Raw genomic sequence first — 21,110 nt, 5'->3', positions numbered from 1 at the left:
AATGCCTCCCTGGTCGTCAGATTTACGGCAGAATCTGCGCTCTCGTCTTTGACACAGGCTATGGACATGCCCCGTTCCCATTCCATCGATGAACAAGGCTTTCGCAAACTGCTCGCCCGTAATGTCAGCCTGCCGTTGGGCGTAGGGCTGCTGAGTGTGATTGTGTTCGGCCTGATGCTGCATTATCTGCTGTCGGTGATCGGCTGGGTCGACCACACCGACCGGGTGATCAACAACGCCAATGAAACCATGCGCCTGTCCGTGGACATGGAAACCGGCATGCGAGGTTTCCTGTTGACTGGAGAGGAGCGTTTTCTAGACCCCTATTCGGTAGCCAAGCCTCGCGTAATTGCACAGTTGCATAGCCTGAAGGACATGGTGGGTGACAATGGAGAGCAGGTCGACCGCCTGACTCGAATCATCGCCCTGCAAGAAGAATGGATGCGTATCGCCGACGAGATCATCACCCTGCGCCGCCAGCAGGGCGACTATGTCAAACCGGTGAGTGCCGGGCGAGGCAAGCGCCTGACCGATGCGATCCGCGATGAGTTCGATAACCTGATCAACATGGAGCAGCAGCTGCGGGTAGGGCGCAGTGAAGAGGTGACTCGCACCACCTATATATCTGTCACGCTGTATCTGTTCTTCATCATCGGGCTCAGTGCATTGCTGGCTTACCTGGGCCGCCGTGACCTGGTCAACCTCTCTCACCAGTATGGGGAGAACCTCGATGCGCAGGTGCGCAGTGCAGAGCGTCTCGAGCATCAAGGTTGGCTGCGTAATGGCCAAAGCCAATTGGCGCAGGCAATGTTGGGCCAGCTCACCGTGCAGGCGGTGGGCAACAACGTGCTGGATTTCTTCGGGCAGTTTCTCGGTGCCGCCGTGTCGGCAGTGTACGTGCGCGACGATCAGGGAAACCTGCGCCGTGTCGCGAACCTGGGGTTTTCGGCCGAGCAGGCTAACCGGGAGCAACTGATACGCGCAGGCGAAGGCGTGGCGGGGCTCGCGGCTGCCACCGGCAAGGTGCAGCGGCTGGACAACCTGCCGCAGGACTATTTCACCAAGATATCTTCAGCGTTGGGTGAAGGGTTGCCCCACAGTGTTGCGATCGTGCCTGCACGCAATGACGGGCAGGTCAACGGCGTAGTCGAGCTGGGCTTCCTGCGCCCGTTGAGCGAGCGCGACATGGAGTTTCTGGACCGGGTCAGCGACAACATCGGCAACTCCCTCGAAGCGGCTCGTTATCGCCAGCGATTGCAGGAAGTGTTGGCCGAAACCCAGCAGCTCAACGAAGAGCTGCAAGTGCAACAGGAAGAGCTCAAGACCGCGAACGAGGAACTCGAGGAGCAGTCGCGGGTGCTCAAAGAATCCCAAGCGTATCTCGAAACCCAGCAGGCAGAGCTTGAACAAACCAACGAGCAACTGGCCGAGCGTACCGATGCGCTTTCCCGGCAGCGGGATGAGCTGGCCGCCGCTCAGCAAGAGTTGGGCTACCGCGCCGATGAGCTCCAGCGTTCCAGCCGCTATAAATCCGAGTTCCTGGCCAACATGTCCCATGAGCTGCGCACCCCGCTCAACAGCTCGCTGATACTGTCCAAGCTGCTCTCGGACAACCCGCTGGGTAACCTCACCGCCGACCAGGTCAAATACGCAGAGTCGATCTATTCCTCAGGCAACGACCTGCTCAGCCTGATCAACGACATTCTCGACATCTCCAAGGTGGAGGCCGGCAAACTGGATGTGCGCCCTGAGAGCTTGTCGGTGATGCGCCTGGCCGACAGCCTGCGCATGACCTTCCAGCCGTTGGCAGGTGACAAGGGCCTTACCTTCGATATCACGGTCGCTGCGTCGACCCCAGCAACGATGTTCAGCGACCGGCAGCGAGTGGAGCAGATTCTCAAGAACCTGCTGTCCAACGCGGTCAAGTTCACCGATGCCGGTACGGTGAGCCTATCGATCAGCGCCCACGTCGGGAACTGCATTGCCTTTGCCGTGCGCGACTCGGGGATCGGCATTGCCGCCGATCAGCAGCAGGCGATCTTCGAAGCATTTCGCCAAGCCGATGGCACCACCAGCCGGCGCTATGGTGGCACGGGCCTGGGCCTGTCGATTTCCCGCGATTTGGCCACCTTGCTCGGTGGCCATATCAGCGTGAGCAGCACGCTGGGGCAGGGCAGCGTGTTCACGCTGGTATTGCCGGAGCGTTACGAAGCCAATGTCGAGGCACTGCCGGCGCCGATAATAACGGCCGCCGGCCAGGCGCACCCGGCCCCTGCGCCGGTGGTTCAGCCCAGCGCAGCTGAACCCGGCGCGCGTGCCGCACTGGCCGAGCCGATCCCACGCTTCGCCGATGACCGTGACCTGCCAGCTGAAGAACGCCGTTGCATCCTGGTGGTCGAGGACGAGCCCAGCTTCGCCCGCATTCTCTATGACCTGGCGCACGAGCTGGGCTACCGCTGCCTGGTTGCCCACGCAGCTGACGAAGGTTTCGACCTGGCGGTGCAGCAGCGCCCGGACGCCGTGCTGCTGGACATGCGCCTGCCAGACCATTCCGGCCTGACTGTGCTGCAAAGGCTCAAGGAGAACGCTGACACCCGTCACATCCCGGTCCATGTGATTTCCGTGGAAGATCGTGTCGAGGCTGCCATGCACATGGGCGCGGTCGGGTATGCGGTCAAGCCCACTACCCGCGAGGAGCTCAAGGGCGTGTTCGGGCGCCTGGAGGCCAAGCTGACGCAAAAGCTCAAGCGCATTCTGTTGGTCGAGGATGACGACCTGCAGCGAGACAGCATTGCCCTGCTGATCGGCGACGAGGATGTCGAGATCACCGCTGTCGGGTTCGCGCAGGAAGCGCTGGACCTGCTGCGAGCCAACGTCTACGACTGCATGATCATTGACCTGAAGCTGCCTGACATGCTCGGTGGCGAGCTGCTCAAGCGCATGAGCACCGAGGACATCCGTGCCTTTCCGCCAGTGATCGTCTACACCGGCCGCAACCTGACCCGCGAGGAAGAGGCCGAACTTCTGAAGTACTCGCGCTCGATCATTATCAAGGGCGCCCGTTCCCCCGAGCGCTTGCTCGACGAGGTGACACTGTTTTTGCACAAAGTCGAAGCGCAGCTGTCAGATGACCGGCAGAAGATGCTCAAGACAGCGCGCAGCCGCGACAAGGTGTTCGAAGGCCGCAAGATCCTTGTGGTCGACGACGATGTGCGCAACATCTTCGCCCTCACCAGCGCTCTGGAACACAAGGGCGCGGTGGTGGAGGTCGGGCGCAACGGCCTGGAAGCGATCGACCGCCTCAACGCGGTGGGCGATATCGACCTGGTGTTGATGGACGTAATGATGCCGGAGATGGATGGTTTCGAGGCGACTCGCGAGATCCGCAAAGATCCGCGGTTCCGCAAACTGCCGATCATCGCCGTGACCGCCAAGGCGATGAAGGATGACCAGGAGCGCTGCCTCAACGCCGGCGCCAATGATTACCTTGCCAAACCGATCGAGCTGGACCGATTGTTCTCGCTGATTCGTGTGTGGTTGCCACAAATGGAGCGTATCTGATTGTCGAACGAGCAGGCCCCTGTACCGGAACGCAACAGCGATATCGAAATCCGGTTGTTGATCGAGGCGATCTACCTCAAGTACAGCTACGATTTTCGCGATTACTCCGGCGCATCGATCAAGCGCCGGGTTGCTCACGCGCTGCGTCAGTTCGATTGCCGCAGTATCTCGGCCCTGCAGGAGCGGGTGCTGTACGAGCCTGGGGTGTTCCTGGAGCTGCTGCAGTACCTGACGATTCCAGTCAGCGAGATGTTCCGCGACCCGGAGCATTTTCTGGTGCTGCGCCGTGACGTGGTGCCACTGCTCAAGACTTACCCCTCGCTCAAACTGTGGGTGGCAGGGTGCAGCACCGGCGAGGAGGTCTACTCTATGGCCATCATGCTGCACGAGGAGGGGCTGCTAGACCGCACCCTGATCTACGCCACCGACATCAACCCGACCTCGCTGGAGCGGGCGCGGCAAGGTATCTATCTGCTCAAGCACATGGAGGAATGGGCAGAGAGCTACCGACGGGCTGGCGGTCGTGGCCAGTTGAGCGACTACTATACCGCCGCCTATGATCGCGCCATCATCGACAGCCGGTTACGCAGCAATGTGACCTTCGCCGATCACAGCCTGGCCACCGACAGCGTGTTCTCCGAAACCCAGTTGATCAGCTGCCGCAACGTCCTTATCTACTTCAACAAGCCTCTGCAGAACCGGGCGTTCGGCCTGTTTCATGAGTCGCTCTGCCGCCGTGGCTTTTTGATGCTCGGCAGCCGCGAAACCCTGGACATGTCGGCCTACAGCGAGCGGTTCGAAACCCTGGCCAAGCCTGAGCGGATCTATCGCAAGCTATGAGCCGATACCGGGCAGTGGTAGTAGGGGCGTCCGCAGGTGGCGTAGAGGCATTATTGGCACTTTTTGGCCGGCTGCCGGTCGACTATGCGCTGCCGATCGTCACGGTGCTGCATTTGCCAGACGCTCGGCATAGCCACTTGGCTGAAGTGTTCGAGCGAAGGCTGTGCAGGCCGGTCAAGGAGGCTTGTGACAAGGCACAGGTCGAACCGGGCGTGATCTATTTCGCAGGGCCTAGCTATCACCTTTCGGTGGAGCAGGATGAGACATTTTCGTTGAGCCAGGAGGAGCGTGTTCACTATTCACGCCCTTCGATCGACGTGTTGTTCGAGTCAGCCGCCGACGCCTGGGGTGCTGCCCTGGCTGGTGTGCTGCTGACCGGCGCCAATGAAGACGGCGCCCGGGGGCTTGCCGAGATTGCCCGCAACGGTGGCCTGACACTGGTGCAGGACCCCGCCGAGGCGCGGGTTTCGGTGATGCCGGAAGCGGCGCTGAAGTTGATTCGCCCTGATTATCTTTTGCCCATTGTGGGCCTGGCTGAGGTATTGGCCGAACTGGGACCGGGAACATGCAAAGCGCAATCCAAGCCAAACTGCTGATCGTCGACGACCTGCCTGAAAACCTGCTGGCGCTGGAGGCATTGATTCGCCAGGACGATCGCCAGGTCTTCCAGGCCCGTTGCGCCGACGAGGCGCTTTCGCTGCTGTTGCAGCACGAGTTCGCACTGGCCATTCTTGACGTGCAGATGCCCGGCATGAATGGTTTCGAGCTGGCGGAGCTGATGCGCGGCACGGAAAAGACCAAGCATATCCCTATCGTGTTCGTCAGCGCGGCCGGCCGCGAGCTCAACTATGCCTTCCATGGCTATGAGAGCGGCGCCGTGGACTTTCTGCAAAAACCGCTCGACACCTTGGCGGTCAAGAGCAAAGTGGCGGTGTTCGTCGACCTATACCGTCAGCGCAAGACGCTCAACGAGCAGCTCGAAGCACTGGAGCGCAGCCGTCAGGAGCAGGAAATTCTCGTGCGCCGCTTGCAGGTGGCTCAGGCCGAGCTTGAGCACGCCATACGCATGCGGGATGACTTCATGTCCATCGTTTCACATGAAGTGCGCACCCCACTCAATGGTTTGATCCTGGAAACTCAGTTGCGCAAGCTGCACTTGGCCAAGGGCAATGCCGAAGCGTTCACGCTCGACAAGATGCAGGCGATGGTGGCGCGCGATGAGCGGCAGATCCAGAGCCTGATCCGCCTGATCGAGGACATGCTGGATGTCTCACGTATCCGCACTGGCAAATTGACGATTCGCCCCGCACCGTTCGACCTGGGCCAGATGGTGGGTAATGCCGTGGAGCGATTCATGCAACAGGCACAGGCCAACGGTAACCCTGTGACCTTTGAGTGCAGCGCACCGTTAGTTGGCGAGTGGGACGAATTTCGCGTCGAGCAAGTGGTGGCGAACCTGCTGACCAACGCCCTGCGTTACGGTGGCAAGGGCGCTATCGAGGTCGCAGTGCGCCAAGACGGCGAATGGGCGCGAGTGGACGTGCGCGATTACGGCATCGGCATAAGCGAAGCTGATCAGGCACGCATCTTTCAGCAGTTCGAACGGGTATCATCACGCCACAGCGTGGCAGGGCTGGGATTAGGCCTGTTCATTTCCGAGCAGATCGTCAGCGCCCATGGCGGGCGTATCGAAGTCAAGAGCGCGCCAGGGGAAGGCGCGCTGTTCAGCGTGCTGCTGCCGCTGACGCGCAACCTCTGACAACGCTCATGGTCACATGGGCAGCACCGTAGACAGACATAGGCAACACCCCATGAGTGGAGATGCACAAGACGTGGTACTGGTAGTGGAGGATGAACCCGTGATCCTGCGGGTTCTGGCCGACTACCTGATGGGCGAGGGCTACCACGTGCTTCAGGCCGAAAACGGCACTAAGGCGTTCGAAATCCTCGCCAGCAAGCCGCACCTGGACCTGATGGTCACCGATTTTCGCTTGCCTGGCGGCATTTCCGGAGTGGACATCGCCGAGCCTGCTGTCAAGCTGCGGCCTGACTTGAAGGTGGTGTTCATCAGCGGCTACCCAGCCGAGATTCTCGACTGCGACCACCCGATCGCGCATCGGGCGCCGATCCTGGCAAAGCCGTTCGACCTCGATGAACTGCAGCGGGTGATTCGCAAGGAACTGGCCTGAACCGGGCGCCGGCGGGGCGCCTATAGCCCCTCCATCAACGCCTTTGGCACATCGTGCCGTGCCAGCAGCTGACATTGCTGGCTTTCAGGGTCGAAGACGATGAATGCCTGGTCTTTGGCGAGCGCTTGGCGCACGCGCAGCACCCGGGTGGGCAGGGGTGTCTCGTCGCCGTTGTCGGTTCCGTCACGGGTGACGAAGTCTTCGATCAGGCGGGTGAGCGTATCAGGTTCGAGTGCATCGAATGGAATGATCATGGGCGCGAGTGTACTGCGCCCATGCCATCACCGTCACTTGTTGATCAAGGTATCCACCGGCGGCACCCGGGTGTCACTTTCCATCTGCGTATCATGCTCCAACTGCTTGCTGAAGTTCTTCAGCGAAGCATTGGCCGGCTGTGCATCGCTGTCGAACACCGGCGGGCTGAGCAGGTAGGCGGTCAGCAGCCGCGACAATGCATTAAGGCTATCGATGTGGGTACGCTCGTAGCCATGGGTGGCATCGCAGCCGAAAGCAACCAGTGCCGTACGGATATCGTGCCCGGCGGTCACCGCTGAATGGGCATCACTGTAGTAGTAGCGGAACAGGTCACGCCGCAGCGGCAAGTCATGGGCCTGGCCAAGTTTGAGCAGGTGCCGTGACAGGTGATAGTCGTAAGGGCCGCTGGAGTCCTGCATGGCCACGCTTACCGCGTGCTCGCTCGAATGCTGGCCTGGTGCGACCGGGGCAATGTCGATCCCGACGAACTCGCTCACATCCCACGGCAGCGCCGAGGCAGCCCCCGAGCCGGTTTCTTCGGTGATGGTGAACAGCGGATGGCAGTCGATCACAGGTTCCTGACCGCTCTCGACGACCGCTTTGAGCGCCGCCAACAGCGCCGCCACGCCGGCCTTGTCGTCCAGGTGGCGGGCACTGATATGGCCACTTTCGGTGAATTCGGGCAGGGGGTCGAACGCCACGAAGTCACCGACATTGACGCCCAGGCTCTCACAATCGGCGCGCGTTGTGCAGTAAGCATCCAAGCGCAGTTCGACGTGATCCCAGCTCACAGGCATCTGGTCGATGGCAGTATTGAAGGCGTGCCCGCTGGCCATGAGCGGCAGCACGCTGCCGCGAATCACGCCGGTGTCGGTGAACACGCTGACCCGGCTGCCTTCGGCGAAGCGGCTGGACCAATGGCCCACTGGCGCCAGCCCCAGGCGGCCGTTGTCTTGAATCACCCGCACTGAGGCACCGATGGTGTCCAGGTGCGTGGCGACGGCCCTGTCAGGTGAACTCTTGCGGCCCTTGAGCGTGGCACGGATAGTGCCACGGCGGGTCAGCTCGAACGGAATGCCCAGCTCGTCCAGCCGCTCGGCCACATACCGTACGATGGTGTCGGTGAAGCCGGTAGGGCTGGGGATGGCGAGCATCTCCAGGAGTACCTTTTGCAGGTACTGGGTATCGGGTTGGGGTAATGCTTGGCTCATGATGCCTCCCAAGCGGATCACCGCACCGGTTGAATGTGCGGGAACAGCAAGTCGATGAATTTCTCGGCGGTGGGCTGCGGCTCATGGTTGGCCAGGCCCACGCGCTCGTTGGCTTCGATGAAGACGTAGTCAGGTTGATCCGCGGCTGGCACCAGAAAATCCAGGCCTACCACGGGAATGTCGAGCGCCCGCGCCGCGCGTACGGCGGCCTCGGCCAGCACCGGGTGCAGCACCGCCGTGACGTCTTCAAGGTGCCCCCCGGTGTGCAGGTTCGCGGTCTTGCGCACCGGCAGGACCTGACCACGGGGTAGCACGGTGTCATAGTCGAAACCCGCCAGCTGAACGGTGCGCTCGGTCTCGCGGTCCAGCGGAATGCGGCTCTCGCCTGAAGTGGCGGCCTGGCGGCGGCGGCTCTGGGCTTCGATCAGCTCCATGACCGTTCGCTGCCCATCACCGACCACCTGTGCCGGCCTACGGATCGCCGCGGCAACCACTTCGAAACCGATGACGACGACGCGCAGGTCATGGCCTTCGTGAAAACTCTCAAGAAGCACGCGGCTGTCGAACTGCCGCGCTTGTTCAACGGCGTGCTGCATGTCGTCGAAATTGCGCAGGTCCACCGCCACGCCTTTGCCTTGCTCGCCGTCCAGCGGCTTGACCACTACGCGCTGGTGTTCGTCCAGAAAGTCCTGGTTGTCGTCGGCGCTGCCGGCCAATTGCTGCGCCGGCAGCCTCACGCCTTCTGCGGCCAGCACCTTGTGGGTCAGGCTCTTGTCCTGGCACAGCGCAACGCTGATGGCACTGGTCAGATCAGACAGCGACTCGCGGCAGCGCACGCGGCGGCCGCCGTGGCTGAGGCTGAACAGCCCGGCCTCGGCGTCGATTTCCTGCACCTCGATGCCGCGGCGATAAGCCTCGTCGATGATGATCCGTGCGTAGGGGTTGAAGTCCCCGGCAGGGCCGGGGCCCATGAACAGGCGTTGGTTGATCGCGTTACGGCACTTGACCGCAAAGGTCGCCAGATTCCTGAAGCCCAGCTTGGCGTAGAGGTTCTTGGCCAGCCGGTTGTCATGCATCACCGACAGGTCCAGAAACGCCAGGCCTCGGCTCATGAAATGCTCGACCAGGTGGCGCACCAATACTTCGCCCACGCCCGGGCGAGTGCAGCGGGGGTCCACTGCCAGGCACCAAAGGCTGCTGCCGTGATCAGGATCGTCGAACGCCTTGGCGTGGTTCAGGCCCATTACACTGCCGATCACGGCGCCGCTGTCCTCGTCCTCGGCCAGCCAGTAAACCGGGCCGCCCTGATGCCGTGGCGTCAGGCGCTTGGGGTTGACTGGCAACATGCGCCGCTTCAGGTAAAGGCGGTTGATCGCTTCCCAATCAGCCTCAGTGTGCGCCCTGCGAATGCGAAAGCCGCGGAACACACGTTGCGCTGGGCGATAGTCACTGAACCACAGGCGCAAGGTGTCAGAGGGGTCCAGAAACAACTGCTGCGGCGCATGGGCCAGCACTTGCTGGGGCGCTGCGACGTAGAGCGCGATATCTCGCTCGCCAGCGGTTTCACTGAGCAAGTCATCGGCCAGTGCCTGCGCCGAAGGGTAGGTATGGCCGATCAGCAGCCGGCCCCAACCGCAATGCAATGGCTGGCGCGCGCAGTCGTCGCCGGGTTGGCCGTCTTCGGCCAAGCGTGCCTGTAGCCGTTCATAGGAAGGCGACTGGCCGCGCAGCAGGCGCTGGTTGAGGGCATTGGTTTGGGCTTTCATCGATTACAGCCCCTGCTCGTTGAGCCAAAGGTTCAAGGCGGCCAGCTGCCACAACTTCGAACCGCGAAGCGGAGTAATCTGATCCTGCGGATTGCTCAGCAAGCGGTCGAGCATTGCGGAGTCGAACAGGCCGCGGTCATGGCCTTTGTCCAGCAGCAGGTCGCGTACCCAGCCCAACGTTGCCCCTTCCAGGTGCTTGAGCCCTGGTACGGGAAAATAGCCCTTCTTGCGATCGATGACCTCGCTCGGGATAACCCGGCGGGCCGCTTCCTTGAGGACCTGCTTGCCGCCGTCGGGCAATTTGAAGCGAGCCGGCACGCGTGCCGAAAGCTCGACCAAGCGGTAGTCGAGAAACGGCGTGCGGGCTTCAAGGCCCCAGGCCATCGTCATGTTGTCTACGCGTTTGACTGGGTCATCTACCAACATCACCGTGCTGTCCAGGCGAAGCGCCTTGTCAACGGCTGCCTCTGCGCCCGGCATTGCGAAATGCTGCCGAACGAAGTCGCCTGCGGCGTCCTCGGCCACCCGCCATTTCGGCTGCACGGTGGCGGCGTATTCGGCGTAATCCCGGTCGAAGAATGCCGCGCGGTAGGCTGCGTAAGGATCAGCCGCGCCGTCGACCTGCGGGTACCAGTGATAGCCGGCGAAGAGCTCATCGGCGCCTTGGCCGCTCTGTACCACCTTGCAATGCTTGCTGACCTCTCTAGATAGCAAGTAGAAGGCGATGCAATCGTGGCTGACCATCGGCTCGCTCATGGCGCGAAAGGCCGCTGGCAGCTGTTCGAGCACTTCATGCTCACCAATACGCAATTGGTGATGGTGTGTGCCGTAGTGCTTGGCGATCAGGTCCGAATACTGAAACTCGTCGCCGCGCTCGCCGCCGGCATCTTCGAAACCGATGGAGAACGTCGACAGGTTCTCGACTCCGGCCTCGCGCAGCAGGCCCACTAACAAGCTGGAGTCCACGCCCCCCGAGAGCAGCACGCCCACGTCAACCGCTGCACGCTGGCGAATGGCAACCGCCTCGCGAGTGCCTTCGAGCACTCGGTCGATCCAGTCGTTCAGGTTCAGGTTGCGTTCGTCTTCGGCGGGGCCGTAGGGCAGCGTCCACCAGACTTTCTCTTCGGTATTGCCATTGGCGTCTATACGCATCCAGGTCGCCGGCGGCAGCTTCTGCACGTTGGCCAGGATGGTCCGCGGCGCTGGCACTACGGCATGGAAGTTCAAGTAATGGTTCAGTGCAATGGGGTCGAGCATCGGGTCAATGTCGCCGCCCTTGAGCAGTGCCGGAAGGGCAGAAGCAAATCGCAGCCGCTGGCCATTGCGTGAAAGATACAGCGGCTTGACGCCCAGCCGATCCCGGGCGAGGAACAGCCGCTTGCTGTCACGCTCCCAGACGGCAAAGGCAAACATGCCATTGAGCTTTGGCAACAATGCCTCGCCCCAGGCGTGGTAGCCCTTGAGCAGCACTTCAGTATCGCCGCCGGAGTGAAATCGATAGCCCAGCGCTTCAAGCTCTGCGCGCAATTCGGGGTAGTTGTAGATGGCGCCGTTGAAGGCCAGGGCCAGGCCCAAGTCGGCATCGGTCATCGGCTGTGCCGAGCCATCGGAAAGGTCCATGATCTTGAGCCTGCGATGGCCCAGAGCGATCGGCCCTTGGCTGTGAAATCCCCACGCATCAGGGCCGCGAGGCGCCAGATGATGGGTAATGCGTTCGATAGCCGCTAGGTTCGCAGGCTGATCGTTGAAAGTCAGTTCACCACTAATTCCGCACATATTTCCTTACCGGTGTTGCCGTTGGGGAGTGTAAGGAACTGACCGGGTGAGGCTTTAATGGTTTTATATCTAAAAGTTATAAGCCGCAGGTTGTCCACTGGCCGTCATCGCTAAAAAATTGGACACAAGTTCTATAGCGCTCCCATTCGTAAAGGTCTAAATTGCCTTAATCAACGCAACCTACTGACTTTCATGGTTTTTTATTTTTATTGCTGGTGAAAATTTTGATTCGTTGTCTCATTCTTGTGGCCGATTCAGCTAGCATCCGGGTTTCATTCATCAGATATAGGATCCATGTGTGAACAGCTTGCCCGCATTGGCTCGATCTCTGATTCCGCATCTGGATGCGTTCTGCGATGGCGCCGGCTACCACTACTGGAGCTTCTACCGAGTCACGGCGGCGGGCGCTGCCTACCACAGTAGTTTGCCGGAACGGTGGCATGCGTGGGCGCGTGCCCATGCAGAATACCTCTATGCGCCAGTTCGTGGGGCGGCTTTGCAGCCCATGACGCCGGTACTCTGGAATCGGTCGAGCCTGGAACGCCTGGCGACCATGCCCGTTACCGACTTGGGTGAGGAGGCGTTCGACGGCCTTAGCCTTATCCTCGTCGACAGCGAGCACCATTACAGTGTCTTCAGCGTCATACGAACTGGCGTAGGGCATGATCACGCACTGATGGATTCGCAGCATGGCCAATTGGCCTGGCTTGCGGGCGTGCTACATCATCATTTGTGCGAGGAGTCGCCGGCAACGCCTCTGGAGACCCCATCGATAGTGCTCACTGGCCGGCAGAGGGATGTCTTGCGGTTGCTGGTGCAGGGGGCGAGCCCTCAGCAAGCGGCCGGTGAGCTAGGCGTTACACTGCGCACCATTCGCTTTCATCAGCAGCAGATCCTTGAGCGCATGGACGCTCGCACGCTCGCTGTAGCGGCCTTCAAGGCCGGTATCATGGGCCTGGTCTAGCTTTCTTGAGCGCCCTGAGCGCAAACCGCTGCGGGTGGCATGCCTCAGCTACCTCACGCGGCACCGGCAAGGGTTCACCGCACACCCAGGCAGCCAGCAGCTCACCACTGAGCGGCGCGGTGATCAACCCGCGCGAGCCGTGCCCACTATTGATGAACAACCCAGATGCCCAAGGGCAGGGTGCAGTCATGGGCAGCCGGGCGTTGCGGGCTAGCCCCTCGTAGCACACATCGAAAGCTTCCCGATTGGCGATGGGGCCGACCACCGGCAGATAGTCCGGGGTCGTGCAGCGCAGCCCAACCCGGCCTTCCAGTTGGCCTGGGCCCTGCGGCCACTGCTGAGCCAAGCCTGGTGCAAGCTCGCGCAGGCGTAGCAGGTTGCCCTGGTGCTCCTGCTCACTGGGGGTGAGGTCGGTGCGCTCGAAATCGAAGCTGGCGCCCAGGGTGTGCTCCCCGTCACGCCCCGGGGCCAGGTAGCCATCGGCGCACACGACGGTACGCAACGAGGCGCTGGCACCGTTGACCGGCAGGCGGGTGATCTGCCCGCGGATGGGTTTGAGCGGCAGGCCGGTAAGCCGTGCGGCGTCTTCTGCATTGGCCAGCACGGCAATCGGCGCCTGGGCCAGGCGCCTATCGTTATCAAAAGCGCACCACAACCCGTGTTCACGCTCCAGGCGTAGCACGTCATTGTGGGGGGCAAGCGTAATCCCAGGATGGGCCGCCAGCCACTGGCACAGGGCTGGCGGATGCACCCAGCCTGCATCTGGGTAGAACAGCCCTCCCTGTGGCACCTCAACGCCCGCCACCTCAGTTGCTTGGTCACGGCTGAGCGACTGCAACAGGCTGGTGTCGAAAACGTCGGTCAGCCGCGCCTGACGCTTGGCTTCGGCGTCGTCATAAGCCAGCTGCAGCACGCCGCAACGTTGCCAGGCACTGCCGGCCTGCAAGTTTTCAAGCAAGCGCCGGGTGTAACCGAAGCCGCTGAGGATCAGCTTCGACAAGGCGGTGCCGTGCGCAGAAAGCTTCAGATACAACACCCCCTGGGGGTTGCCGGAGGCGGCAGTGGCGAGTGCCGCCTGCCGTTCGAGCAGGGTCACCCGCCAGCCGCGCGCGGCAAGGCTGGCGGCAGTGGCACAACCGGCAAGCCCTGCGCCTACCACCAGCGCATGGCGCTCGCCCTGATGCACTGGGGGGCGGTCGAACCAAGGGGGCGGTGCATTTTCAAGCGGTGACGCGCCCTCATACACCCCCCGCATGATCTCGCGCTTGCGGCCGTAGCCCGGCACACGCACCATGGCGAAACCTTCGGCCATCAGCCCACGGCGCACGACGCCTGCAGCAGTGAATGTACCGAGTGTGGCACCCGGGGCCGATAGCCTGGCAAGCTCTGCGAACAGAGCGGGCGTCCACATATCCGGGTTTTTCGCCGGGGCGAAGCCGTCGAGAAACCAGGCGTGCACCTGGGCATCGAGCAGCGGCAATTGCGTTTGGACATCCCCTACCAGCAAGGTCAGGGTCACTCGGCCACCTGCCAGGCGCAGTTGCTGAAAGCCCGGCTCGATCACCCGGTACTGTGCCAGCAGTGCCTGCCCCCAGGGCGCCAACGTGGGCCAAAGTGCGATGGCCCGCGCCAGGTCAACACGGCTCAGCGGAAACTTCTCCACACTGATGAAGTGCAGCCGAGCATCCTGCGGCGCGTGCGCCTCGAACAGCTCCCAGGCGCAGAGAAAATTGAGGCCGGTGCCAAAGCCGGTCTCGCCGATCACGAAGCACTCACCGCCTGCCAGCGCTTCGAAACGCGGCACCAGGCGGTTCTGCCCGATGAAGTTGTGCAGGGTCTCCTCAAGCCCAGACTCCTTGGAGAAATACACATCATCGAAGGCCTGCGACAGGGGCAGGCCGTTTTCATCCCAGTGGATGCGGGCGTGGTTCATGAAAAGCTCGGAGGCAAGGGGCTAGAGACGCAGTATTTTGCCAGAGATGCAGGTCCAGATACTGCAATGATCGACAAGGAGTAACTCATGTTCGAATCCGCCGAAATCGGCCACGCCATTGACGACCAGACCTACGAAAAGGCAGTGCCTGGCCTGCGTGAAGCGCTGCTTGAGGTGCAATACGAACTCAAGGAGCAGGCGCGCTGCCCGGTGATCGTGTTGATCAATGGCGTCGAAGGGGCTGGCAAAGGTGAGACGGTCAAGTTGCTCAACGAGTGGATGGACCCCCGCCTGATCGAGGTGCGTACCTTCGATCGCCCCAGTGACGAAGACCTCGCCCATCCGCCGGCCTGGCGTTACTGGCGGCAACTGCCCGGCAAAGGGCGAATGGGGGTGTTCTTCGGCAACTGGTATAGCCAGATGATCCAGAACCGCGTGCACAAGCGGATCAAGGATGCCGAGCTCGACCAGGCCATCAACGACGCCGAGCGCCTGGAACAGATGCTCTGTGACGAAGGCGCTTTGATTTTCAAATTCTGGTTTCATTTGTCCAAGCGGCGGATGAAACAACGCCTCAAGGAGCTGGAAGACGACCCGGTGCATCGCTGGCGCATCAGCCCGCTCGACTGGCAGCAATCGAAAACCTATGACCGGTTCGTACGCTTCGGTGAGCGCGTGTTGCGCCGCACCAGCCGCGATTACGCCCCCTGGCATGTGATCGAGGGCAGCGACGCCAATTACCGTAGCCTGGCGGTGGGCAACCTGCTGCTCGAAGGGCTGCGTGCCGCACTGGCCAAGCCGGCTGCCACCGTGCACCAGGCAATGGCGCCGCTGGGTGCAAGCCTTGATCGGCGCAACCTGCTCGACTCACTCGATATGCGCCTGGCGCTGGAGAAGGATGCCTACCGCAAGCAACTGCTTGAGGAACAGGGGCGCCTGGCCATGCTGCTGCGAGACAAACGCATGCGCCGCCACGCGTTGGTCGCGGCATTCGAAGGCAATGATGCAGCGGGCAAGGGTGGGGCCATTCGCCGTGTAGCCGCAGCCCTCGACCCGCGCCAGTACCATATCGTGCCCATCGCCGCGCCTACCCAGGACGAGCTGGCTCAACCCTATCTCTGGCGTTTCTGGCGCAAGATTCCGGCGCGCGGCCAGTTCACCATCTTCGACCGAACCTGGTATGGGCGCGTGCTGGTGGAGCGTGTGGAAGGCTTTTGCAGCCAGAGCGACTGGATGCGTGCTTACGGAGAAATCAACGATTTCGAAGAGCAACTCACCGACGCCGGCGTGGTGGTGGTGAAGTTCTGGCTCGCCATCGACGAGAAAACCCAGTTGCAGCGGTTCAAGGCGCGGGAGAAGATCCCGTTCAAACGCTACAAGATTACCGACGACGATTGGCGCAACCGGGATAAATGGCCTGCGTACCGTGATGCGGTGGGCGACATGGTGGATCGCACCAGCACCGAGATTGCGCCCTGGACATTAGTGGAAGCCAATGACAAGCACTGGGCGCGAGTGAAGGTGCTGCGCACCATCAGCGATGCCCTGGAAGCCGCCTTCAAACGTGATAAACACTGACCATGTTCGAACTGTTGTTTCTTGGCACCAGCGCCGGGGTACCCACTCGGTCGCGAAATGTATCGGCCACTGCGCTGCTCGAAGGCCAGGGCAAAGGCTGGTACCTGATCGACTGTGGTGAGGCGACGCAGCATCAACTGCTGCGCGCGCCATTGGCCTTGAGCGCGCTCAGGGCCATTTGCATCACCCACGTGCACGGTGATCACTGCTACGGGCTCCCGGGGCTGCTCAGCAGTGCAGCCATGGCCGGCCGCCAAGAGGCGCTTGACTTGATCGGGCCGGCGGCCCTCGAGCCGTGGCTGGCAGAGACCTTCCGCATGAGCGCTTCGTACCTGCCGTTCGAGCTTCGTTTTCACCCGGTTGAAGAAGGTGGCCCTTGGCGGTTTGCCAATGTGGCCATCGATTGCACGGCGCTTTCCCACCGCGTTCCCAGTTGGGGTTATGGCTTTACCGAAACCCGGCCCGAGCCCCGCCTGGATGTGCAACGCCTGATTGCCGAGGGCGTCCCTAAAGGGCCGATCTGGGGCGCGTTGATGCATCAGGGCGATCAATGGTGCGGCGACCGCTTGCTGCGCGCTGGCGATTACCGGCTGGCCGGCCGGCCGCCTCGTCGCGTGGTGGTGTGCGGTGACAACGATACCCCGGCATTGTTGGAACACGCCTGCGTGGGCGCCGATGTGCTGGTGCACGAGGCGACGTACAGCCAGGCCGTGCTATTGGATGGTAAGCAAGCGTATGGGCACTCCAGTGCCGAGGGTGTCGCCCGTTTCGCCGCCTCGGTAGGGCTGCCTCATCTTGTGCTGACACACTTCAGCCCGCGCTACCAGGCTGCCCCGGGGCGCGGGCCCCAGGTTGAAAGCCTGCGTGAGGAGGCCGCCGCGCACTTTGGCGGCGGCCTGTGGCTCGCTCGTGACTTCCTGCATTTGGCCTTGGGGCGAGAGGGTGGCCTCAGCGAGCGGAAGTAGCTCGCCGGCTGCGAGCGATGTAAGCCTGGCTTTCCAACTCAGCCGCAGCGCGGGTAGGGAAGGGGCCTTCAAGCGTATGCTCGCGGGTGCTGAAGTAAAACGCTCCATTGACGTTGGAGATTCGGTCTGCGCGGAAGTGGACGGCTTCGGCAGGGTCCAGTTCACGTTTTCCAAGCATGGTGCCTCCTGTAGCGCTTCAGGTCTCTGTAGGCAAGCGGATCGGCTCAGCCCTTGCCGCCTGCATGCAGCATGTTTTCCGGCCGGACCCACTGGTCGAACTGCTCATCGGTGAGATAGCCCAATTCAAGCGCCGCTTCACGCAGCGTGCTGCCCTCGGCATAGGCCTTCTTGGCAATCTGCGCGGCCTTGTCATAACCGATGTGCGGGTTGAGTGCCGTGACCAACATCAGCCCCCGCTCCAAATGCTCAGCCATTTTCGCGGCGTCCGGCTCAAGGCCTGCAACGCAGTGTGTGTTGAAGTTGCGGCAGCCATCTGCCAGCAGCCGAATCGACTGCAGCACGTTGTGGATGATCACCGGTTTGTACACATTCAGCTGCAGGTGCCCTTGGCTGGCGGCCATGCCGATGGCGACATCGTTGCCCAATACCTGGCAAGCCAGCATCGACAGCGCCTCGCACTGGGTGGGGTTGACCTTCCCCGGCATGATCGAGCTGCCGGGCTCATTGGCTGGCAGGCGCACCTCGGCCAGACCGCCGCGGGGCCCTGAACCCAATAAGCGTAGGTCATTGGCAATCTTCATGAGCGCGACCGCCAGCGTTTTCAACGCTCCGGCCAAGTGCGTCAAAGGTTCATGGCCCGCCAGCGCGGCGAACTTGTTTGGCGCCGTCACGAAGGGCAGGCCGGAGAGGGCGGCAAGTTCTGCCGCAATGGCTTCTGCAAAACCCTGCGGCGCGTTGAGCCCGGTACCTACGGCGGTGCCGCCCTGGGCCAGCTCGCACACCGCTGGCAGCGCAGCGCGAATGGCGCGGTCTGCATATTCCAGTTGGGCGACGAAGCCAGACAACTCTTGGCCGAAGGTGATCGGCGTGGCATCCATCATGTGAGTGCGGCCGGTCTTGACCAGGCCCTGATGGCGCGCAGATTGTTCAGCCAGCCCATTGGAGAGCTCGGCGATCGCCGGCAGAAGGTCATGCTGAACCGCTTGCACGGTGGCGATGTGCATCGCAGTGGGGAAGCAGTCGTTGGAGCTTTGCGAACGATTGACGTGGTCGTTGGGGTGCACCGGCGCCTTGCCGCCGCGCCCTTGGCCGGCCAGTTCGTTGGCGCGCCCGGCGATCACTTCGTTGACATTCATGTTGCTCTGCGTGCCGCTACCGGTTTGCCAGACCACCAGGGGAAACTGGTCATCATGCTTGCCGTCCAGCACCTCGTCTGCCGCTTGTTCGAGCAGGCGCGCAACGTCGGCGGGCAGGTCACCGCTGCGGGCGTTGACCCGCGCGGCGGCCTTTTTGACCAGCGCCAATGCGTGCACCACGGCTAAGGGCATGCGTTGCTCACCGATGGCGAAATTGATCAGCGAGCGTTGGGTCTGTGCGCCCCAATAGGCGTTTTCAGGAACTTCGATAGGCCCAAGGCTGTCTGTTTCGGTGCGGCTCATAGGGGGTATGCCTCCTCGCGTTGCTGTGAACGTAGCGTCATAGCCAGTTTAGGCCGCGCCACGCCCGCCAGGGTTCAACCGGCGAGCTCACTCCTGATAGCGGATGCGTTCGGTTATCGATTTCGTGGGCTTGAGCCACTTCGCCATCAGGCGCAAAATGCCCCTCCCTGGGGGCCTGCGCCCACCTGCCACGTTTAAGGAAACCTGATGACTCGTCTTCGTGCCCTCTGCACTGCTGCTGTTCTGGTGTGTGCCAGCGGTTCGGCCCTCGCTGACCAGGCCAGCCACAACGCCGCCGCCGAGAAATTCCTGTTGATGGCCCATGCCGACAAGCTGGGCACGCCGGTGTACATGCAGGTGCAGGAGATGTTCGCTCAGCGCTTCGCCCAGGCCCAGGCGCCCGCCGACAAACGCCCGCTGCTCGACAGCTACACCGCCAAGGCCAATGCCGCACTGGACTCGGCCATCGGTTGGAACAAGCTCAAGCCCGACATGGTCAAGCTCTACACCGATAACTTCACCGAGGCCGAGCTCAAGGATCTGGTCAAGTTCTACCAATCGCCACTGGGCCAGAAAGTGCTGCAGAAGATGCCGCAGGTCACTCAGCAGTCGGCTGAGCTGACCCAGCAGAAGCTCCAACCGGCCGTGCCGGTAGTCAACAAGTTGCTGGCTGACATGACCAACGAGGTCGCGCCAGCCAAAGCGCCTGCCGACGCTAAGGCGCCCGCCAAGAAGTGATGGGCAGTTTGGCACTGCCTTATTGACCTGAAGTATCGAGCGTCGTGCGGGGTAGCTGCACGCCTAGGGATATCCTGTGGCGTGCAGCTGCCCTGCGCGACGATTTTCCACGTGCCAGGCGCCGAGATCTTCCCATGACCCTGCAAACCCGCATCGAACACACCTTGGGCCTGCTCCAGCCCACCCATTTGCAAGTGCTCGACGAAAGCCACATGCACAGCCGTGGCCTACAGACGCACTACAAGGCGGTGGTGGTCAGCGAGCGCTTCGCTGGGCTGAACAGCGTCAAGCGTCACCAGCTGGTGTATGGCACGCTCGGCGAGCTGATGGGCGAGTTCCACGCCTTGGCACTGCACACCTACACCCCTCAAGAGTGGGCGCAGGTGGGCAGTGCACCGGCGTCGCCGGTATGTGGCGGCGGGCACTCGTGAGGCGAGTTACATCGCACTGAACTTGAACACCGTATCCTGGGTGTAGACCTGCCCGGGGTCCAGGCGGGTGCTTGGGAAGTTCTTCTGATTCGGTGAATCAGGATAATGCTGCGTCTCTAGCGTGAACGCCCCCCAATGCGGGTACACCTGCCCGCCCTTGCCCTTGATCGAGCCGGTGAGGAAATTGCCCGTGTACAGCTGCACCCCTGGTTCACTGGTATAGAGCTGCAAGCGCCGGCCCGAAGCAGGGTCAGTCACCTCAGCTGCCAGCTTGTGCACGTCGCCTGCGGTATCCAGTACCCAGTTGAAATCGAACCCGCCTTGCTTGGGCTCGGCATATTTCAGCTGCGGGTGGTTGTCCCGGATGTGCTTGCCGAAGGCGGTGGGGTGGGTGAAGTCCATAGGTGTACCCGCGACCTTCGCAAGCTCCCCCGTGGGGATGAGCGTTGCATTGATTGGCGTGTAGCGGCGGGCGTTCAACTGCGCCACCTGGTTGAGCACGTCGCCGCTGCCGGCCCCGGCCAGGTTGAAATAGCTGTGGTTGGTGAGGTTGAGCACCGTGGGCTTGTCGGTGCGCGCCTGGTACTGGATACGCAGCTCGTTTTGCTCGTTGAGGCTGTAGGTGACTTCGACGTCCATGTTACCGGGGAAACCCATCTCGCCATCCACTGAACGGTAGGTCAGCGTCACTCCTACCCACCCGGGGCCCTGCGCGGGCTTGGCGGTCCAGAGTTGGTGATCGAAGCCCATCGGCCCGCCGTGCAGCGCATTGGGGCCATCGTTGAGCGGCACCTGATAGGTCTTGCCGTCGAGGCTGAACTTGCCACCTGCCAGGCGGTTGCCGAAACGGCCAATGGTGGCGCCGAAATGCACATCACCATTTTCCTGGTAGCTGCGCGCGTCGTCGAAGCCCAGGACCACATCGGCCAGCTGGCCGTTGCGGTCGGGGACCTTGAGCGCTTGCAACACCGCACCGTAGGTGATCACGGTGGCCTGCATGCCGTGGCTGTTGCGCAGGTCATAGCGCTCAACGGCAGTGCCGTCTTTGAGCGTGCCGAATGCACTGTGCTGGCTGCTGAGGGCAGCATGGACGGAGCCGGCCAGGCCGGTGAGTGCGGTGGCCATCAACAGCCCACCCAAACGAGAGATGTGGTGCATCCCGGTACCTCCTGATTGTTGTTTTAATGAGGCTGTGCAGGAAAGAGAGTGTTCATATAGTCATACATGAATCTGTTTTTAACCATTTGGAACGGCTTTTTTCCCTGCTTGCCGTCTAAACAGTAA

General features: G+C 61.9%; 18 protein-coding genes. 10 read left to right on the top strand and 8 right to left on the bottom strand.

The features are described 5' to 3' along the window. Positions 1 to 66: 66 nt before the first annotated feature. The 5 genes from F474_RS04190 to F474_RS04170 are packed head-to-tail and all read left to right on the top strand — an operon-like array spanning position 67 to position 6,590. Positions 67 to 3,561: a response regulator gene (locus F474_RS04190; protein WP_097083795.1), complete on the top strand. Its 3,495-nt coding sequence runs from the start codon at positions 67 to 69 to the stop codon at positions 3,559 to 3,561. After that, positions 3,562 to 4,401, top strand: a complete 840-nt coding sequence (locus F474_RS04185) for a protein-glutamate O-methyltransferase CheR (protein ID WP_097083796.1) — start codon at positions 3,562 to 3,564, stop codon at positions 4,399 to 4,401. Then, entirely contained in the window at positions 4,398 to 4,997 is a 600-nt protein-coding gene (locus tag F474_RS04180) for a chemotaxis protein CheB (RefSeq protein ID WP_097083797.1), read from the top strand. Before F474_RS04185 ends, F474_RS04180 begins: the two co-directional genes overlap by 4 nt. Beyond that, positions 4,967 to 6,160, top strand: a complete 1,194-nt coding sequence (locus F474_RS04175; RefSeq protein ID WP_097083798.1) for a hybrid sensor histidine kinase/response regulator — start codon at positions 4,967 to 4,969, stop codon at positions 6,158 to 6,160. The genes F474_RS04180 and F474_RS04175 overlap by 31 nt, the downstream gene beginning before the upstream one ends. A gap of 52 nt (positions 6,161 to 6,212) precedes the next feature. After that, on the top strand, positions 6,213 to 6,590 hold the full coding sequence (locus F474_RS04170; protein ID WP_097083799.1) for a response regulator: 378 nt from the start codon (positions 6,213 to 6,215) through the stop codon (positions 6,588 to 6,590). Positions 6,591 to 6,610: 20 nt separating this feature from the next. On the opposite strand, the gene F474_RS04165 is transcribed toward F474_RS04170, so the two are convergent. The 4 genes from F474_RS04165 to F474_RS04150 are packed head-to-tail and all read right to left on the bottom strand — an operon-like array spanning position 6,611 to position 11,598. Next, a complete protein-coding gene (locus F474_RS04165) occupies positions 6,611 to 6,844 on the bottom strand; it encodes a YheU family protein (protein ID WP_097083800.1) in 234 nt (77 codons plus the stop codon). A 33-nt stretch (positions 6,845 to 6,877) separates the two neighbouring features. After that, a complete protein-coding gene (locus F474_RS04160; RefSeq protein ID WP_097083801.1) occupies positions 6,878 to 8,056 on the bottom strand; it encodes an osmoprotectant NAGGN system M42 family peptidase in 1,179 nt (392 codons plus the stop codon). A 17-nt stretch (positions 8,057 to 8,073) separates the two neighbouring features. Further along, positions 8,074 to 9,822 (bottom strand): N-acetylglutaminylglutamine synthetase, encoded by a 1,749-nt coding sequence (gene ngg / locus F474_RS04155; protein ID WP_097083802.1) that lies wholly within the window; start codon positions 9,820 to 9,822, stop codon positions 8,074 to 8,076. Positions 9,823 to 9,825: 3 nt separating this feature from the next. After that, on the bottom strand, positions 9,826 to 11,598 hold the full coding sequence (locus F474_RS04150; RefSeq protein ID WP_097083803.1) for an N-acetylglutaminylglutamine amidotransferase: 1,773 nt from the start codon (positions 11,596 to 11,598) through the stop codon (positions 9,826 to 9,828). A 298-nt stretch (positions 11,599 to 11,896) separates the two neighbouring features. Here F474_RS04150 and F474_RS04145 point away from each other — a divergent pair, with 298 nt between their 5' ends. Continuing rightward, positions 11,897 to 12,562, top strand: coding sequence for a LuxR C-terminal-related transcriptional regulator (locus F474_RS04145; RefSeq protein ID WP_097083804.1), 666 nt, complete (start codon positions 11,897 to 11,899; stop codon positions 12,560 to 12,562). Here F474_RS04145 and mnmC read toward each other — a convergent pair. Next, a complete protein-coding gene (gene mnmC / locus F474_RS04140) occupies positions 12,546 to 14,495 on the bottom strand; it encodes a bifunctional tRNA (5-methylaminomethyl-2-thiouridine)(34)-methyltransferase MnmD/FAD-dependent 5-carboxymethylaminomethyl-2-thiouridine(34) oxidoreductase MnmC (protein ID WP_097083805.1) in 1,950 nt (649 codons plus the stop codon). The genes F474_RS04145 and mnmC overlap by 17 nt on opposite strands. An 87-nt stretch (positions 14,496 to 14,582) precedes the next feature. Here mnmC and pap point away from each other — a divergent pair, with 87 nt between their 5' ends. Beyond that, on the top strand, positions 14,583 to 16,073 hold the full coding sequence (gene pap, locus F474_RS04135) for a polyphosphate:AMP phosphotransferase (RefSeq protein ID WP_097083806.1): 1,491 nt from the start codon (positions 14,583 to 14,585) through the stop codon (positions 16,071 to 16,073). 2 nt (positions 16,074 to 16,075) lie between these two features. After that, entirely contained in the window at positions 16,076 to 17,038 is a 963-nt protein-coding gene (locus F474_RS04130) for a ribonuclease Z (protein WP_097083807.1), read from the top strand. On the opposite strand, the gene F474_RS04125 is transcribed toward F474_RS04130, so the two are convergent. Together F474_RS04125 and F474_RS04120 are read right to left on the bottom strand one after the other, a co-directional pair. After that, the gene (locus F474_RS04125) at positions 17,022 to 17,216 is read right to left on the bottom strand and encodes a DUF6316 family protein (RefSeq protein WP_097083808.1); all 195 of its coding nucleotides are present in this window, start codon (positions 17,214 to 17,216) and stop codon (positions 17,022 to 17,024) included. The genes F474_RS04130 and F474_RS04125 overlap by 17 nt on opposite strands. A gap of 46 nt (positions 17,217 to 17,262) precedes the next feature. Further along, positions 17,263 to 18,657, bottom strand: a complete 1,395-nt coding sequence (locus tag F474_RS04120) for a class II fumarate hydratase (RefSeq protein ID WP_097083809.1) — start codon at positions 18,655 to 18,657, stop codon at positions 17,263 to 17,265. 207 nt (positions 18,658 to 18,864) lie between these two features. Between F474_RS04120 and F474_RS04115 the strand changes: the two genes are divergently transcribed. Further along, positions 18,865 to 19,395 carry a DUF2059 domain-containing protein gene (locus F474_RS04115; protein ID WP_097083810.1) on the top strand — a complete coding sequence of 177 codons (531 nt, stop codon included), beginning with the start codon at positions 18,865 to 18,867 and terminating at the stop codon, positions 19,393 to 19,395. Between the two features lie 134 nt (positions 19,396 to 19,529). Then, entirely contained in the window at positions 19,530 to 19,826 is a 297-nt protein-coding gene (locus F474_RS04110; RefSeq protein WP_097083811.1) for a BolA family transcriptional regulator, read from the top strand. 6 nt (positions 19,827 to 19,832) lie between these two features. On the opposite strand, the gene F474_RS04105 is transcribed toward F474_RS04110, so the two are convergent. Further along, positions 19,833 to 20,984, bottom strand: coding sequence for an aldose epimerase family protein (locus F474_RS04105; RefSeq protein ID WP_097083812.1), 1,152 nt, complete (start codon positions 20,982 to 20,984; stop codon positions 19,833 to 19,835). Positions 20,985 to 21,110 lie beyond the last annotated feature (126 nt).

Source organism: Pseudomonas sp. URIL14HWK12:I12 (assembly GCF_003097135.1).
Lineage (GTDB): Bacteria > Pseudomonadota > Gammaproteobacteria > Pseudomonadales > Pseudomonadaceae > Aquipseudomonas.
The sequence above is the reverse complement of the archived record's forward strand: the minus strand, read 5'-3'. Positions and strand labels throughout refer to the sequence as shown.